This is a genomic window from Gillisella taibaishanensis (assembly GCF_001938985.1).
Taxonomy (GTDB): domain Bacteria; phylum Pseudomonadota; class Alphaproteobacteria; order Rhizobiales; family Rhizobiaceae; genus Allorhizobium; species Allorhizobium taibaishanense.
On the sequence record NZ_MKIN01000022.1, the window covers coordinates 769,194 to 785,080 of the forward strand.

At 58.8% G+C, this 15,887-nt stretch carries 16 protein-coding genes; 9 read left to right on the forward strand and 7 right to left on the reverse strand.

What is annotated here, in order from left to right; all coding sequences use genetic code 11:
• Positions 1–5 precede the first annotated feature (5 nt).
• The 3 genes from BJF91_RS14715 to BJF91_RS14725 are packed head-to-tail and all read right to left on the reverse strand — an operon-like array spanning position 6 to position 3,200.
• Positions 6–830, reverse strand: a complete 825-nt coding sequence (locus tag BJF91_RS14715; RefSeq protein WP_075615211.1) for a transglutaminase family protein — start codon at positions 828–830, stop codon at positions 6–8.
• Positions 831–843: 13 nt separating this feature from the next.
• Positions 844–1,785, reverse strand: a complete 942-nt coding sequence (locus tag BJF91_RS14720; RefSeq protein ID WP_075615668.1) for an alpha-E domain-containing protein — start codon at positions 1,783–1,785, stop codon at positions 844–846.
• A 5-nt stretch (positions 1,786–1,790) separates the two neighbouring features.
• Positions 1,791–3,200, reverse strand: coding sequence for a circularly permuted type 2 ATP-grasp protein (locus BJF91_RS14725; RefSeq protein ID WP_075615212.1), 1,410 nt, complete (start codon positions 3,198–3,200; stop codon positions 1,791–1,793).
• Between the two features lie 365 nt (positions 3,201–3,565).
• Here BJF91_RS14725 and BJF91_RS14730 point away from each other — a divergent pair, with 365 nt between their 5' ends.
• Together BJF91_RS14730 and BJF91_RS14735 are read left to right on the forward strand one after the other, a co-directional pair.
• Positions 3,566–5,278: a methyl-accepting chemotaxis protein gene (locus tag BJF91_RS14730; protein ID WP_075615213.1), complete on the forward strand. Its 1,713-nt coding sequence runs from the start codon at positions 3,566–3,568 to the stop codon at positions 5,276–5,278.
• A 454-nt stretch (positions 5,279–5,732) separates the two neighbouring features.
• Positions 5,733–6,674 (forward strand): alpha/beta hydrolase family protein, encoded by a 942-nt coding sequence (locus BJF91_RS14735; protein ID WP_075615669.1) that lies wholly within the window; start codon positions 5,733–5,735, stop codon positions 6,672–6,674.
• Between the two features lie 73 nt (positions 6,675–6,747).
• On the opposite strand, the gene BJF91_RS14740 is transcribed toward BJF91_RS14735, so the two are convergent.
• Positions 6,748–7,314, reverse strand: coding sequence for a recombinase family protein (locus tag BJF91_RS14740; RefSeq protein WP_075615214.1), 567 nt, complete (start codon positions 7,312–7,314; stop codon positions 6,748–6,750).
• Positions 7,315–7,678: 364 nt separating this feature from the next.
• Between BJF91_RS14740 and BJF91_RS14745 the strand changes: the two genes are divergently transcribed.
• The 3 genes from BJF91_RS14745 to BJF91_RS14755 all read left to right on the forward strand — a co-directional run bounded on the left by BJF91_RS14745 (position 7,679) and on the right by BJF91_RS14755 (position 9,384).
• Entirely contained in the window at positions 7,679–8,320 is a 642-nt protein-coding gene (locus tag BJF91_RS14745; RefSeq protein ID WP_075615215.1) for a hypothetical protein, read from the forward strand.
• A gap of 277 nt (positions 8,321–8,597) precedes the next feature.
• Positions 8,598–8,945, forward strand: coding sequence for a hypothetical protein (locus tag BJF91_RS14750; protein ID WP_075615216.1), 348 nt, complete (start codon positions 8,598–8,600; stop codon positions 8,943–8,945).
• A 1-nt stretch (position 8,946) separates the two neighbouring features.
• A complete protein-coding gene (locus BJF91_RS14755) occupies positions 8,947–9,384 on the forward strand; it encodes a DUF5071 domain-containing protein (protein ID WP_075615217.1) in 438 nt (145 codons plus the stop codon).
• Between the two features lie 728 nt (positions 9,385–10,112).
• On the opposite strand, the gene BJF91_RS14760 is transcribed toward BJF91_RS14755, so the two are convergent.
• Positions 10,113–10,754 (reverse strand): hypothetical protein, encoded by a 642-nt coding sequence (locus tag BJF91_RS14760; protein WP_075615218.1) that lies wholly within the window; start codon positions 10,752–10,754, stop codon positions 10,113–10,115.
• Between the two features lie 226 nt (positions 10,755–10,980).
• Here BJF91_RS14760 and BJF91_RS14765 point away from each other — a divergent pair, with 226 nt between their 5' ends.
• Entirely contained in the window at positions 10,981–11,373 is a 393-nt protein-coding gene (locus tag BJF91_RS14765; protein ID WP_075615219.1) for a group II truncated hemoglobin, read from the forward strand.
• A gap of 3 nt (positions 11,374–11,376) precedes the next feature.
• Positions 11,377–11,742: a DUF423 domain-containing protein gene (locus tag BJF91_RS14770; RefSeq protein WP_075615220.1), complete on the forward strand. Its 366-nt coding sequence runs from the start codon at positions 11,377–11,379 to the stop codon at positions 11,740–11,742.
• 164 nt (positions 11,743–11,906) lie between these two features.
• On the opposite strand, the gene BJF91_RS14775 is transcribed toward BJF91_RS14770, so the two are convergent.
• Both BJF91_RS14775 and BJF91_RS14780 read right to left on the reverse strand, forming a co-directional pair.
• Positions 11,907–12,191, reverse strand: coding sequence for a hypothetical protein (locus BJF91_RS14775; protein ID WP_075615221.1), 285 nt, complete (start codon positions 12,189–12,191; stop codon positions 11,907–11,909).
• An 82-nt stretch (positions 12,192–12,273) separates the two neighbouring features.
• Positions 12,274–12,627 carry a DUF2325 domain-containing protein gene (locus tag BJF91_RS14780; RefSeq protein WP_234801647.1) on the reverse strand — a complete coding sequence of 118 codons (354 nt, stop codon included), beginning with the start codon at positions 12,625–12,627 and terminating at the stop codon, positions 12,274–12,276.
• Positions 12,628–12,979: 352 nt separating this feature from the next.
• On the opposite strand from BJF91_RS14780, the gene BJF91_RS14785 reads away from it, so the two are divergent.
• Together BJF91_RS14785 and preA are read left to right on the forward strand one after the other, a co-directional pair.
• The gene (locus tag BJF91_RS14785) at positions 12,980–14,341 is read left to right on the forward strand and encodes an NAD(P)-dependent oxidoreductase (RefSeq protein WP_075615223.1); all 1,362 of its coding nucleotides are present in this window, start codon (positions 12,980–12,982) and stop codon (positions 14,339–14,341) included.
• 17 nt (positions 14,342–14,358) lie between these two features.
• The gene (gene preA, locus BJF91_RS14790) at positions 14,359–15,672 is read left to right on the forward strand and encodes an NAD-dependent dihydropyrimidine dehydrogenase subunit PreA (protein WP_075615224.1); all 1,314 of its coding nucleotides are present in this window, start codon (positions 14,359–14,361) and stop codon (positions 15,670–15,672) included.
• Positions 15,673–15,887 lie beyond the last annotated feature (215 nt).

A 15,887-nucleotide genomic window follows, 5' to 3' on the forward strand; every position in this document is an offset into this window, starting at 1 on the left:
GCGGATCAGCTCTGGCTCTGCGACTGGCTCTGGCCTGAGGTGACGATGCGGACCGTAACCGACATATCCTCTCCGGCGAGACCGATGCGCATGCCGGAAACCGGAGCGGCGTCGGCGTAGCTGAGGCCGGTGGCAAGGCGCACGTAGCGGGCGTCCGGGCAGACATTGTTGGCCGCGTCGAACCCGACCCAACCGAGCGAGGGCAGATGCACCTCCGCCCAGGCGTGGGTTGCCGCCTGCTCTTCCACGCCTTCCATCATCAGATAGCCGGAAATGTAGCGGGCCGGCAGGTTCAGCAGCCTGGCAACGGCGATCATGATATGGGCATGGTCCTGGCAGACGCCGGTTGCCGCCTCCAATGCCTGTTCGGCGCTGGTGTCGGTCGTGGTCGCGCCCGGCTCATACGCCACCTGCTCATGCACCCGCGCCATCAGGTCGTGCATCCTTGCAAGTTCGTTGTCGCCGGTCAGGCTCTTCGCCAGTTCGCGCAGCAGCTTGCCCGGCTTGGTGAGCGGCGTGTCGCGCAGATAAAGCCAGAGCGGCACATAACCGGTATGGGGGCCGTGAACGCCGGCCCTGTCCTCGGTCTCCACCTCGCCAGAGGCCACGATTCGCACGCTTTTTGCCTCGCCTTCGAAGGAGACGAGATGGGTGTGATTGCCGAACTGGTCGTTGAACCCGGCCTCTACGGTGGCGCCATCGACAGCAATCGTCCAGGAGATAACGCGCAAGCCCGGATGTTCGATCGGCGTCAGCCTCAGCCGCTGCAGCGAAAACTGCACCGGCTCGTCATAGCTGTATTCCGTCACATGGTTGATTTTCAGACGCATCCTGTGCCCCGCCTCACGCATAGAACCGGTAGCCCTCGTTAATCTCATGGCCCAGCCTGTTGTTGCGGGCAATGAAACTATCGAGAAACTCGTGCAGACCCTGGTCCATGACCTGGGTGATATTGCTGGAATGCAGCGAAGCGCGAATGCTGTCGGCCGTGTCATGGGCCGGCAGGCGCTGGCCGTATTCCTTGGCGATATAGCCGAGATTGCTGACGATCTTCTCGTAGCAATAGGCTAGCGAGCGCGGCATCTGGCCGTTGAGGATCAGAAAATCCGCAATGTTGACCGCCAGATACTCGCCGTCATAAACCCAGCGATAAGAGCGATGCGCCGACACCGAGCGCAGGATCGATTCCCACTGGATGTTGTCGAGCGACGATCCGACCTGGGTCACGGACGGTAGCAGCACGTAATATTTCACGTCGAGAATGCGGCTGGTATTGTCCGCCCGCTCGATGAACGTGCCGATTCGGGCAAAATTGTAGATCTCGTTGCGCAACATCGAGCCGTGGAAGGCGCCGCGGATCAGCCCCGCCCGCCGTTTCACCGTATCGATGGTCTCCGGCAGGTCGGCCGATTTCAGCTTGCGCGACAGCAGCTGCTTCAGCTCGATCCAGCATTCGTTTGTGGCTTCCCAGGTCTCGCGCGTCAGCGCCGTGCGCACCATGCGGGCATTGTTGCGGGCCGCGTCGATGCAGGACATCACGCTCGACGGATTGGCGGTGTCGCGCATCAGGAAGTCGATGGCGTCAGCCGCCGTCACCTTCGGATGGGCTTCGAGAAAAATATCGAGCACATCGGCGCTTTGCAGCACACCGGTCCAGTCATCCTCGGTGGCGCCGGAGCGGGTCAGCGAGACGCGCAACCCGGCATCGACCAGGCGAGCAATGTTTTCGGCCCGCTCGATGTAGCGGAACATCCAGAAGAGGCCATTTGCAGTTCTTCCCAGCATGACCATCAGTCCTCCAGTACCCACGTATCCTTGGTGCCGCCACCCTGGCTGGAATTGACCACCAGCGACCCCTGTTTCAGGGCCACGCGGGTCAAACCGCCGGGAATGATCTGCACCTTGTCGGACACGAGCACATAGGGCCTGAGGTCGACATGCCGGGGCGCGATGCCCTTGTTGACCAGGATCGGCACCGTGGACAGCGATAGCGTCGGCTGGGCGATGTAGTTGCTGGGCCGGCTCTTCAGCTTTTCGGCAAACAGCGCCCTCTCCTTCTTGCTGGCTGTCGGGCCGACCAGCATGCCGTAACCGCCGGAGCCGTGCACTTCCTTGACGACAAGCTCTTCCAGATGCTCGAGAACGTAGGCAAGGCTATCGGCTTCCGAACAGCGCCAGGTCGGCACATTCTCGAGGATCGCCTTGCGGCCGGTGTAGAATTCGACGATCTCGGGCATGTAGGAATAGATCGCCTTGTCGTCGGAAATCCCGGTGCCGGGCGCATTGGCAATGGTGATATGGCCGGCGCGATAGACATCCATGATCCCGGGTATGCCGAGAGCCGAATCCGGCCGGAACGTCAGCGGATCGAGGAAATCGTCGTCGACCCGGCGATAGAGCACGTCGATCGCCTCATAGCCGCGGGTGGTGCGCATTTTCACCTTGCCGTCGATGACGCGCAGGTCGGACCCTTCGACCAGTTCCACGCCCATCATGTCGGCCAGGAAGGAATGTTCGTAATAGGCGGAATTGTAGATGCCTGGCGTCAGGACAGCCACGCGCGGCTTGCCCTTGCAGCCGGGAGGCGCCAGAGACGCCAGCGACTGGCGCAGCAGATAAGGATAATCCTCGACCCGCTGGACCTTGTTGAGCTGAAACAGTTCCGGAAACATCTGCATCATGGTTTCGCGGTTTTCCAGCATATAGCTGACACCGGATGGCGTGCGGGCATTGTCCTCGAGCACGTAGAACTCGCCCTCGCCAGTGCGCACGATGTCGGTGCCGACGATATGGGTGTAGACGCCGCCCGGCGGGCGAAAGCCGATCATCTCGGGCAGGAAAGCATCGTTCTTCTCGATCAGCTCGCGGGGGATGCGGCCGGCCTTGATGATTTCCTGCTTGTGATAGATGTCGTCGAGAAAGGCATTGAGCGCCAGCACGCGCTGCTCGATGCCCTGGGCCAGCTTGCGCCATTCCTGGCCGGAAATGATTCTGGGGATGAGATCGAAGGGAATAAGTTTTTCCGAGGAATCTTCATGACCGTAGACCGCGAAAGTGATGCCGGTCTTGCGGAAGATGGTTTCCGCATCCCGCGATTTCGCAATCAGGTGCTTGGGGTCCTGACTGGAATACCAGTCGAAATATTTTTGGTAGGGCCCGCGCGGACTGCCGTCCGCCCTAATCATTTCATCAAATGCCAATGGCGCTATCCCCGTTGTTTTAGCCATATGAATACAGTGTCTTTTCCAATGCAAGAAGCGTGCACAGTCGCGACAAAATATTTCACGCCGGCGAAACCTGTTGAATGCTCGCCGAAAAACGAGGCGGCTGCCATCATCCTGATCAGATCTGCCCACGGATGAGGCGAAACCGACGCGCAAAAGAAACGCAGTTGCGAAAATTATAAGCAATTACCATGGGTTATAGTTCGCAACGCTAAATTATATACATCTGGCCTAAATTAGCGATTTATTCGCACTTTCCGTCTACTTATTTGTTGCAACGAATATGCGCCTGCAGCGCCGCCACGTCGCGGATCAGCGCCGGGACAGATGGGAGAGCTGTAATGGGTATCGACGCGTTTCAAGGTGCAAAGACGACCAGCAAGCTTTTGGCCCTGGAGGCCTTGAAGGCCAATATCATGGTCGCCGATGCCGGCCTCAACATTACCTATATGAACCCTGCCGTCATCGACTTGCTGAAAGAAGCGGAGCCCGACCTGAAGAAGGAATTGCCGCGGTTCAGCGTATCGACACTCATTGGCAGCAATATCGACGTCTTCCATAAGAACCCCGCCCACCAGCGCGGAATGCTGGCGGCACTGAAGCAGCGCCATGCCGCCACGATCCGGGTCGGCACCCGCGTGTTCGATCTTCTGGTGACGCCGCTGAAGAAGGGAAGCAAGGTCTACGGTTTCGTGGTTGAGTGGGCGGATGCCAAGGAGCGCCTGCTTAACTTAGACTATGCCGCCCAGATGGCCGCAATCAGCCGGTCGCAGGCGATTATTGAGTTCAGCGTCGATGGCGAGGTTCTGAGTGCCAACGACAATTTCCAGCAGATCCTCGGCTACCGGCTGAGCGAGATCAGCGGCAAGCATCACAGCATTTTCGTCTCCAAGGACTATGCCACCTCGCAGGAATACCGCGACTTCTGGCAGTCCTTGCGGAGCGGCAAATTTCAGGCGGCGGAATTCAAGCGCGTCACCAAGGACGGTCGCACGGTCATCATCGCCGCCTCCTACAATCCAATTCTCGACATGGACGGCAAGGTTGTCAAAGTGGTGAAATTTGCCACCGACGTCACGGCGCGCGTACAAACCGTCTCGGCGTTGGGAGACAGCCTCAAGCGGCTGTGTTCCGGCGATTTCGCCTTCCAGTTGACGGAACCCTTCGCTGCCGATTTCGAATTCCTGCGCCATGACCTCAACCGCTCGGTCTCGCAACTCGGAGATACGTTCAAGCTGATTGCGGCCAGCACGAGAGTGATGAGCGACGGCTCGCGCGAAATCAGCCAGGGCGTCAACGACCTGTCACGCCGCACCGAAACCCAGGCCGCCAGCCTGGAAGAAACCGCCGCGGCGCTCGATGAAGTCACGGCCAACGTCAATTCCTCAGCCCAGCGCGCTCAGGATGCCCGCACCGTTGCCGCCAAGGCCAAGGCCAATGCCGAAGCTTCGGCCAATGTCGTCGCCCAGGCGGTAGAGGCCATGAGCCGGATCGAGGACAGCTCCTCGAAAATTTCCAATATCATCGGCGTGATTGACGAAATCGCCTTTCAGACCAACCTTTTGGCACTGAATGCCGGCGTTGAGGCGGCGCGTGCGGGCGAAGCCGGTCGTGGCTTTGCCGTTGTTGCCCAGGAAGTGCGTGAACTGGCCCAGCGTTCGGCCAAGGCCGCCAAGGAGATCAAGGACCTGATCCAAAACTCGACCACGGAAGTCGCAAGCGGCGTCAAGCTGGTCAGCGACACCGGCACGGCGCTGACCGACATCAGCGACCTCATCCTACAGGTCAACGATCACATCGTCGCCATCTCCACCGCCGCCCGGGAACAAGCAACCGGCCTTGGCGAAGTCAACAGCGCCGTCAACAGCATGGATCAGACCACCCAGCAGAATGCAGCCATGGTCGAGCAGAGCAGCGCCGCGGCCTCCACGCTGGCGTCAGAAAGCAACAAGCTGGTGGAGATGATCGGCCAGTTCAAGCTGTCGGGCACGGCGACTGCGGCCTCCGGCTTTGGCAGCCAGGCTCATACGCCCGCCCATGGGCGGGCCGCATGAGGACCGCAGCCCCCCGCGTGCGCTATCCATGCCAGACGCTTCTCGTTCCTTCCGCTGGCCCTCCCAAGCCACAGACCGCAGCCGGCCAGGACATGGTCTGCTGCGGTCACCTAAATTTGTCTTGGCGCCGAGACCGGTTGGCGCCACGATAAAAAAGGTATGGCGGCGACTTCTGCTGCGGGCCTGGCCTGCGAGCGTAACGCCGTTTGTGAGGCATCGGTGGTTCACGGCGCGGAACCGCCCGGTTTCGGCGTGAAATCGATTCCGATTTGCGGTTTTATACGGTAGGCTTGCGACAGGATTGTTCGAATCACGACATGCGGCGCAACCGGGCCTTTTCCGCCCGCGCAACCGATGGTCTTTATGGGTCGGCAGCCACCGTTCCGGGCCCAATGTGGACCGGATGTGCATAAGTGGAAACGGCAGGGAAAGACAAAGCATGAAGGACAAGGGCATGGGATCGCACGACGCGCCGGGCACGCAAATTGAGCCGACGCGGCGTACGCTGCTGGCCGGCATGGCAGCAGCATTGGCCGCGCCGCTTGCCATACCCTCGAGAGCACTGGCTTTCGACATTCCGACCGAGCCGCGCCTGCTGCACCATGATTACATGAAGATGCGCGAGCGGTTCCACACGAGGCTGCTGCAGAAAGGCCCCGCCCCCGACAAATACGAGCCGCTGGAACCGCCGGAAGGCGCCAGCCGGATCTTCTATCGCTCCGGTCGCGGTGGCGAGCTGACGCTTGCTGCCTGGGTGTCCAACTACAAGCGCGAGCGCAAGTCCAGACCAGCCGTGTTGTTTCTGCATGGTGGCAACGCCATGGGCGCCGGCCAATGGACGCCGCTGAAGGGCTATATCGACGCCGGGTATGTGGTGATGATGCCGACGATGCGCGGCGAAAACGGCCAGATGGGTATCTTCTCCGGTTTCTATGACGAAGTGGACGATGTCCTCGCCGCCGCCGAGCGGCTGTCGCATCTGCCGGGCGTCGACCGCGAGCGCCTGTTTCTCGCCGGCCACAGCGTTGGCGGCACGCTTGCCATGCTCGGCGCGATGAGCACCCACCGCTTCCGCGCGGCTGTGCCGATTTCAGGCAATCCCAACGCATTCCGCTTCTTCAAGCGGTACCCCGAAGATATCCGCTTCGACGACAGCCGCCCGCACGAATTCGAGGTGCGCAGCGCCGTCTGCTATGCCCATAGCTTCAAATGCCCGGTGAAGCTGCTACACGCCGAGACCGAAACCACCTTCGAAGACAATGCCGCCCTGCTCCTGAAACGGGCACGGGCCGCGGGTGCGACCATTTCTTCGGAAGAAGTGGAAGGCAATCACAGCAGCGAAATCCCGCACGCCGTGGAGGCCAGCATGCAGTTCTTCAAGCAGGTCGCAGCGTGACGGCTTGAAATTGCTTTAATCTAAACCGCGTCACGACGAAGGACGCTGCGGCTTCAAGCTGCAACGTCCGCCGTCACTGGAAGGCCGTCTTACGCCTCAGCGCCCGATAGAGCGTTGCACGGCTGATGCCCATGTCGCGCGCCGCCCGCTGCACGCTAAGCGCTCCTCCGCCGATAGCGCCGCGAACCTCCTCAAGATCCTGCATGCTGAGCTTCAGCGGCCGGCCGATGGCGCTGCCGCGCTGGCGTGCCGCCGACATGCCGGCGCGGGTACGCTCGGAAATCAGGCTGCGCTCGAACTCGGCCAAGGCACCCATGATGTGGAAAATCAGAATGCCGCCGGCCGAGGCCGTATCGATGCATTCATTGATGGAATACAGCCCCACCCCCAGGTCTTCAAGGCTCTTCACCATCTCGATCAGATGCGAAAGCGACCGGCCGAGCCGATCCAACCGCCAGATGACCAGCGTATCGCCCGGCATTAGCGCTGCCAGCGCCTGCGCCAAGCCCGGGCGGTTGCGGCTCGTTCCAGACAGGCCCTGATCGGAAAAGATCTGGTCGCATCCGACATCTTTTAATGCCTTGAGTTGCAGATCGAGGTTCTGGTCACAGGTCGAAACGCGAGCATAGCCAATACGCATTGATATCATTCACAACATGAAATTTGCCGCCCTAGCCCGGATGAATCCGTAGGAACGCGCCAAGAAGATGACGGAAGTAACCGTATCAGAATGGTTCCCTTTTAACCACAACTTATGGATACTAGCAATACAAAAATCTACCTGAGATTATTTTTTTGATGTCTGCGCAGTTCTGTCGAATGCATTTCTTGCAGGCGCAGGCGCGCAAGCAATGGCCAAACGCCCACCACCCCATGGCAGCATTCTAATCAAACAACATCTAAGGGTTGCATTTTCGAACTTTTGGGTTGCAAATTGGAAGGCTTTCGAGACGGCGAGCGTCCCGAACAGTCTGACGAGACCCCAACCCAAGGATCTGAAAACCATGCAATTTTCCCTATCTCTCGAGTTCGATACCGACGTTCTGAGCCTGATCAAGGACGCAGGGCAGCGTGTGGCAATTGCCAAGCCGGTCGGCTCCGGCGCCCCGAACGTCATCTGGGTCGATATCGATCCCTTCCAGGTTACAACCATCGAATGGGAAGAAAACTACTGGATCTATGCTTCGACCGACAGCGTTGAACATGGCGCTTCTATCAATAAACTGAGCGAAGTCTCGCCGGGCCCGGCGCTGGATGGCGGTTATTACGAATTCACCAACAACAATATCTTCGGACCCTTCCGGAAAAACAACAGCGCGCTCTCGGTCGCCTCCGGCACCTTCGCCGCGATCAACAACATGGACTACGACCGCTACTCGTCCCTGACCTTCGGTCTCGCCCAGGACGCTCTGGTCAACAAGAAGCTGGAAGAGCGCAAGCCGATTTCGGCTCAGACCGTACTCGCCACCCAGTCGATCCGCATGACGCCCTTCACCTATGTCTACATCTGGTTGCAGGCCGAATTCGAAAGCCAGACGATCATCACCGAAATCGCCGGCACCCCCAGCATCGCCAAGTTCGGCGGCAGCGTCACCGAGATCAGCCTGAAATACGATCCGATCCACGGCATCTTCGCCGGCGTCTGATCATAAACACGCTCGACCGCAAAGCCACCTTCCCCACCAAGGCCCTACCTTTGCGGCTGCGCGTCGGCGGCCGGTACTCCCACCCCTGCGTACCGGTCGCCGGTCAATCAACTCCGAAACCGACAGCAACCCGCGCAATCAAGTTCAGCGAGCTTGCGGCAACGCGATACGCCAGAACGAAACAATGGCTCAGGCCAGAAGGATCGGACACATTTGAAGATCGCAACAAGATGAAGCCGCGCTCGTCGATCCAAACACGGAAAATAGGAAACGACCGATGACAACCTACTATCGCTTAGGGAATTTCACGCCCATGAATTTCACACCACGCGATCCACAAGATCTCCAGGGCTATGCTCGCGGCCTCTCCGTTTCAACAACACTCCCTCTGAACCGAGCGCAGATGCTCGACGATGATACATTCACAATCGTCTCGGCGATTGCAACGCCAACGGCTAACGATCCCAACCATCACTCCGTTCGTCCAACTGAAGGCGGGAACGTCGCCTTGACACAATGGGCCCAAACCAGAGCCGCTTTGGCCGACGACAACAGTTGGGACAATCCAGCTGTCAGCAATTATTCGAATGACCTTTATGATTCAAGAACGGGACAGGTGAACTGAGATGGAACGAGATTTGACTTGGATCGCGAAAGTAGTGCCTGACTTCGATTTATCGCGTATCCCCAGTGACCTGCATGAGTTCATACCGGCAGACAAAACTGACCTCGAAGCGGTCACCGCCCTTAAAGCCAGTCTCTATGAACGGCTACGGCCGATCCTGCCCGTCCTGCTGACCTGGATGCAGGATTTGAACTGGCCTGTCGCCCAGGCGTTGGTGCCTGTGCTGGCATCCATAGGCGCACACCTCGTCAAGGATCTGGAGCCAATTCTGCATTCCGAGGACGAAATGTGGAAATACTGGATTCTAACCTGCTTGGTGGACACTCCCGATGGCGCGCTAGCCAAGGCGCTGCAACCGGCTCTTCAGAAAATTGAACCGGGAGAAAGCGAAGACATAAGAGCCATTATTTCCTCCATCCGCACAAGGCACTTCACGTGATAGAGCATTTCCAGGAAAAGTGGATGCCGGCCTCTCCCTCCGGAAATGCTTGGAAATAAAAGGTGAGAGCGTTTCAGTGTTTCCAAGAAACGCTCTCACGTCCGCCACCTCGACCTGTCGAGCGTGACAACGGGCTGGAGCCGACAGTCGGGGATGAAGGAAGCACCGCGCTCCCTGCGCCACATCCCGCTCTCGCCCGTTGCCAAACCCGGCAAAATAGACAAAACCGTCGAGAGCATGATGTGAGTGACGAGAAGACCATCACGCTTTATGAAGCGATCGGTGGCAATTCGACGGTGAAGGTGACGGTGGCGCGGTTCTGCCAGCGGCAACGGGGAAGACGCTGTTGTTCTTGCGGAACGGGCCAAAAATAAAATTCTCGTTCAAATTATCATAACCGCCATCCAGAGCAGACCCCGGAGTAACTGTCAGCATGTGAATAGACGCACCACGCTGGACATTGGCCCAGAAACATACATCCAGTATTCCTCTTCCCATCCGATGGTATTTGCCACCGCGACGGTTCGCCCAGAGGCTCTGAGAGAGGCGGGCACATCCGTGTCGAATTCAAGCGAAAGTGAAAATTTCATAGACAGACCTTTAGTATTTCAGGCGACGTTACAGCGCCGGGCGCGTTAAAAAACGCTCAAATGACGCTACAACCCTTTAATTCTGCTAGGTATTTTCCCCATTGAATCGATTCCGATTTAAAGAATTATACGGTAGGCTCAAGCACGGATGAAAATGCCCTGAATCGGATCATATTTCAGGGCGATATCGTTGACGCCACTGCCGAATGTGGCCACGCTGGGCGTGCCAGCGATTTCCGTGATGATCGTCTGGCTTTTGTGCTCTGACTGTAGCCAAAGGTGCAAATCAGCGGACGGAGCTATTCGAACGGATTGCGTGGCAAGGACCGTCTGGGCCGAAATCGGCTTGCGCTCGTGCAGGGTCTGATTGACCAAAGCGGTCTGAGACAGGCCGAATGTCAGCGATGGGTAATTATCATAGGTCATATTGTTGATTGCGGCAGAGGTTCCGGTTGCAGCGGTAAAGACGCTGTTGTTCTTGCGGAACGGGCCAAAAATAGAATTCTCGTCCAACTCATAGTAACCGCCATCCAGAGCAGGCCCCGGAGTAACCTCCGTAAGCTTGTCGATCGTCGCGCCATGACTAACATCGACCTTCGAAGCGTAAATCCAGTAATCCTCTTCCCATTCGATAGTGTTTGTTTGAAATGGATCGATTGTCAGCCAGATGACGTTTGGCGCGCCAGTTCCGACTGGTTTTGCAATCGCGACGGTCTGGCCAGCGGCCTTGATATTGGCCAGCACATCAGTGTCGAATTCGAGAGACAGGGAATATTTCATTAGTGGAACCCCTTTTTATCGTTTAAGTAGCAAAAAAATAAAAAGCCTCGCCCATGTCGGTCGGCGCAGGACAATATCGAACAAAATGCACGATACACCTTAAAACTGCATTAGCCTTGGCAACATCGGCAAACCAGCCCTGCGCCTCATCGCCACATCCTGCTCTCGCCCGTTGCCTCCCGCCGACAAACCCGGCAAAAGAGGCAACGACAGTCGAGGGCAGGATTTGAGTGACGAGAAGACCATCACGCTTTATGAAGCGATTGGCGGGGACGCGACGGTGAAGGCGCTGGTTGCGCGGTTTTACCAGTTGATGGATACGCTGCCGGAAGCGGCGCATTGCCGGGCAATCCATCCCGCTGACCTGACCGAGAGCGAAGAGCGGTTTTACGATTACCTCACCGGCTATCTCGGCGGGCCGCCGGTCTATATGCAAAAGCGTGGCCATCCCATGTTGCGCCGTCGTCATTTTGTCGCCGAGATCGGGCCACAGGAGCGGGATGAATGGCTGTTATGCTTCCGCCGCGCCATGGACGAGACTATTGCCCATGAAAAACTGCGCGAGATCATCTGGCCGCCGATCGAAAAGCTCGCTCATCACATGCAGAACAAGGAATAAACCATGATGCTCGCCCGGTTGCGGCCGCTGCTGCTCGTCTTGTCCGGCCTGTTCGGCGCATCAGGCGTCGGGCTGGCGGCGGCGGCAGCGCATGTGACAGGGGCCGGTAATCTGCTCGGCCCCGCCTCCTCCATCGCGCTTGCCCATGCGCCGGCGCTGCTCGCGCTTTATCTGGCTGGCGAGAAGGTGCGTACCGCGACTTTGTCGGGTCTGGTGATCGGGCTTGGCGTATTGTTGTTTGCAGGCGATCTCGCCGTCAAGCAATGGACCGGTCAAAGCCTGTTTCCCATGGCCGCACCAACAGGCGGTATCGCGATGATGGTCGGTTGGGCGCTTCTGGCACTCCGGGCGATTCTGCTGAGGAAATAATGCTTTTCATGGCGCGGTCCGGACCGCAAAGGTGTTGCCGTGTAACACCCCACTCTGCCTCGCCTCTTTGCCTGGAATGCATCTCCCCCTCAGGCAAGGAGATCGGAAAGAGGAGCGGCCTTTGCCAACCGGTATACGTTGAATTTGCCCTGATGTAGCTGGCTTTACTGCCCCTGCTGGCGGCGCTCGGCGTTGCGGCGCCATTGCGGGGCGGGAAAATCGATTACCTGGGCTGAGACGGCCTCCCGCCGCAGGCCTTGGGCCAGATGCTGGGTGCGCGACACCGGCCGCTCATGCAGGCCGGGAAGCCTGACAATCTCGGCCATCGCCGCCTGGCACTCGCGCGCATCCTCGGCGCGTTCGTAAAGCAGGCCGGCAAGACCCTCGCCCGCCTCGCCGCCCAGCTTGTGCAGCTCGATCATAAGGCTGCCGTCATTCATGTCATGCATAATCTGTCCTCAATTACCCCAGAATAACCTGTTTTCGTTTGTCTTTTCGGGAAAACCGGGTTCCACTTTTCCCTGACAAACTCTAGGCGCGGTCGTTCAGGCTTTGCAGCGCCCGCTCCAGGCTGGACTTCGAGCCGTTGCGCAGCGGAATGAAGGTCTTGCCGAATTTCTTGCAGCCGCTCTTCACCCGCAGGCAGGCGTCGTGGCTGATACAGTCGATCGGGCAGAACACGCAGTCGACCGAGGGCAGAACAGTATCGATGCGCGACACCGCTTCACGCAGGCCGCCATCGTGATGGATCAGTTCGGCGCCGAAATTGGTGGCGATCTGGCGCAGATGCGCTACCTGGCAATCGCGCCCGCCGACATAGAGGAAGCTCTTGATATCTGGCCCACCCCTGTCTTGCGCGCCCTTGTCGTCGACAGGCGCCGCCATCACGGACCGCTTCTCCCCCTGCTTCTTCCTTGCCTTGCCATTCTTTGCCATAGACCGTCTCCTCACTGCGGCGGCGGCGGCGTGGTGCCATTCCGATGTGCCATGCTGTTGTTGGTCGCACCCTACAAAACATGAGTAAAAGAGTAAAGTATATAGTGGAGGATTTTCATCATGTTTTTTGGCTCATATTCGCACCTTTCTCCGAGCCAAGAATCCGACGAAATTTCCTTTACTTATAAAGGCTTATGAAAATCATGCCATTTCGCCCACCTCATAATTTTACCGTTTGATAAATTTTTTTTCCTGAGCTACGATTTTGCTAATCGCTTCGAACAAAAAAGAGGGAACTGCGATGCGAAGACTGGAACCAGGCCTTACGGCCGGGCGGCTTGATGCTGCCGATTATGTGAAAAACTTCTCCGACCTGCATCCGCGCCTCGGCGATCACGAAGCGCTCGTTGCATCCGACCGCTGTTATTTCTGTCACGATGCGCCGTGCATGACGGCCTGTCCGACGTCGATCGACATTCCCATGTTCATCCGCCAGATTGCGACAGGCAATCCGACGGGATCGGCCAAGACGATCTTCGACCAGAACATCCTCGGCGGCATGTGCGCCCGCGTCTGTCCCACCGAACAGCTCTGCGAAGAGGCTTGCGTGCGCAACACCGCCGAAGAGCGCCCGGTGGAAATCGGTAGGCTGCAGCGCTATGCCACCGACCTCGCCATCGAGAACGGCCGGCAGTTCTATACCCCCGCCCCCTCCAGCGGCCGCAAGGTCGCGGTGGTTGGCGCCGGTCCGGCAGGCCTTGCCTGCGCGCATCGGCTGGCCATGCACGGCCATGCCGTGACTATCTACGACGTCAGGCCTAAGGCCGGCGGCCTCAATGAATACGGCATCGCCGCCTATAAGACGCCGGAGAATTTCGCCCAGGCGGAGGTGGATTACATCCTCTCGATCGGCAATATCGAGGTGCTCAACGGCCAGATGCTCGGCCGCGACTTCACCCTTGCCGAGCTTCAGGCTCAGTTCGATGCCGTCTTCCTCGGCACCGGGCTTGGTAACGTCAATATGCTGACAATCCCCGGCGCCGACAGCAATGGCATCGTGGATGCGGTGGAATTTATCGCCCATCTGCGCCAGGCCGAAGCGAAAAGCGATGTGGCTGTGGGCCGTGACGTCGTCGTCATCGGCGGCGGCATGACCGCCATCGATGCCGCGGTGCAGGCCAAGCTGCTTGGGGCGGAAAACGTTACCATCTGCTACCGCCGCGGCAAGGAGCACATGAATGCCTCCGATTTCGAGCAGGATCTCGCGGCCTCCAAGGGCGTGACCATCCGGCACTGGCTGCAGCCCAAGGAGATCGCCCATCACGGCGGCCGTGTCGCCTCGATCACCTTCGAATATACCCATTTGGAAAATGGGTTGATGAAAGGCACCGGCCACACCGCGGAGATCAAGGCAGATCACATCCTGGTTGCCATCGGCCAGAAGCTCGACCCGCAAGGTCAGGACAGCCTGGCGATGCAGGGCGGCAAGATCGCCATCGACGACGAAGGCCGCACATCGATCCCAGACATCTGGGCCGGCGGCGACTGCGCCTTCGGTGGTCAGGACCTGACGGTGTCTGCCGTCGCCATGGGCCGCGACGCGGCCGAGAGCATCAACCGGATGTTTGCCGTTAGCACGGCCGACGTCAGCGCTGTCGCTTGAGCCGGAGGGATTGAACCATGGCTGATCTCAGAAATAATTTCGTCGGTATCAAATCGCCCAACCCCTTTTGGCTGGCCTCCGCACCGCCTACCGACAAGGCCTATAATGTCGAGCGTGCCTTCAAGGCGGGCTGGGGCGGCGTCGTCTGGAAGACGTTGGGCTCCGAAGGCCCGCCGGTCGTCAACGTCAACGGCCCGCGCTACGGCGCGATCTTCGGGGCGGACCGTCGCCTGCTCGGCCTCAACAATATCGAGTTGATCACAGACCGGCCTTTGCAGGTCAATCTTCAGGAAATGAAGATGGTCAAGAAGAACTGGCCGGACCGCGCCCTGATCGCCTCGATCATGGTGCCCTGCGAGGAAGCCGAGTGGAAGGCCATCCTGCCGCTGGTGGAAGAGACCGGCGCCGATGGCATCGAACTCAACTTCGGCTGTCCGCACGGCATGTCGGAGCGTGGCATGGGCGCCGCCGTCGGCCAGGTGCCGGAATATATCGAAATGGTGGTGCGCTGGTGCAAGCAGTATAGCCGCATGCCCGTCATCACCAAGCTGACGCCCAACATCACCGATATCCGCAACCCTGCCCGCGCCGCCAAGCGCGGCGGCACCGACGCCGTCTCGCTGATCAACACGATCAACTCGATCGTGTCGGTCGATCTCGACAGTTTCGCGCCGGTCCCGACGGTGGGCGGCAAGGGCAGCCATGGCGGTTATTGCGGCCCGGCGGTCAAGCCGATCGCCCTCAACATGGTCTCGGAAATCGCCCGCGATCCCGAAACCTATGGCCTGCCGATTTCAGGCATCGGTGGCGTTACAACCTGGCGGGATGCGGCAGAATTCCTGGCGCTCGGCGCCGGCAATGTCCAGGTCTGCACCGCCGCCATGACCTATGGCTTCAAGATCGTCCAGGAAATGATCTCGGGCCTTTCCGACTGGATGGATGCCAAGGGCCACGCGTCGCTGGCCGACATCTGCGGCCGCGCCATACCGAATGTGACCGACTGGAAATACCTGAACCTCAACTATGTCGCCAAGGCGCATATCGATCAGGATGCCTGCATCAAATGCGGCCGCTGTCACATCGCCTGCGAGGACACGTCCCACCAGGCGATCACGAGCATTGTCGACGGCCTGCGCAAGTTTGAGGTGATGGAAGACGAATGCGTCGGCTGCAATCTCTGCGTCAACGTCTGCCCTGTCGAAAACTGCATCACCATGGTTGGGCTTGAACCCGGCACGCTCGACCAGCGCACCGGCAGGCCTGTCGATCCCAACTATGCCAACTGGACGACCCACCCCAACAATCCGATGGCGGTACAGGCGGCCGAATAATCGGCCTTTCAGGTTCAAAGCCCGCACATGCGAGCGAGACCTGCTTCATCAAAAAGGCGCCGGGCGGATCAACCGCCCGGCGCCTTTTTCACGTCCTCAATGCTGCTTATCAACCCGCATCAACGCCGCAATCGGCATTTGTATTTTAAATATTATTCATATAATATGAAACGAAAGCGACCAAATTCGCTTGAAAAATTTCAGGAATTTTAAAG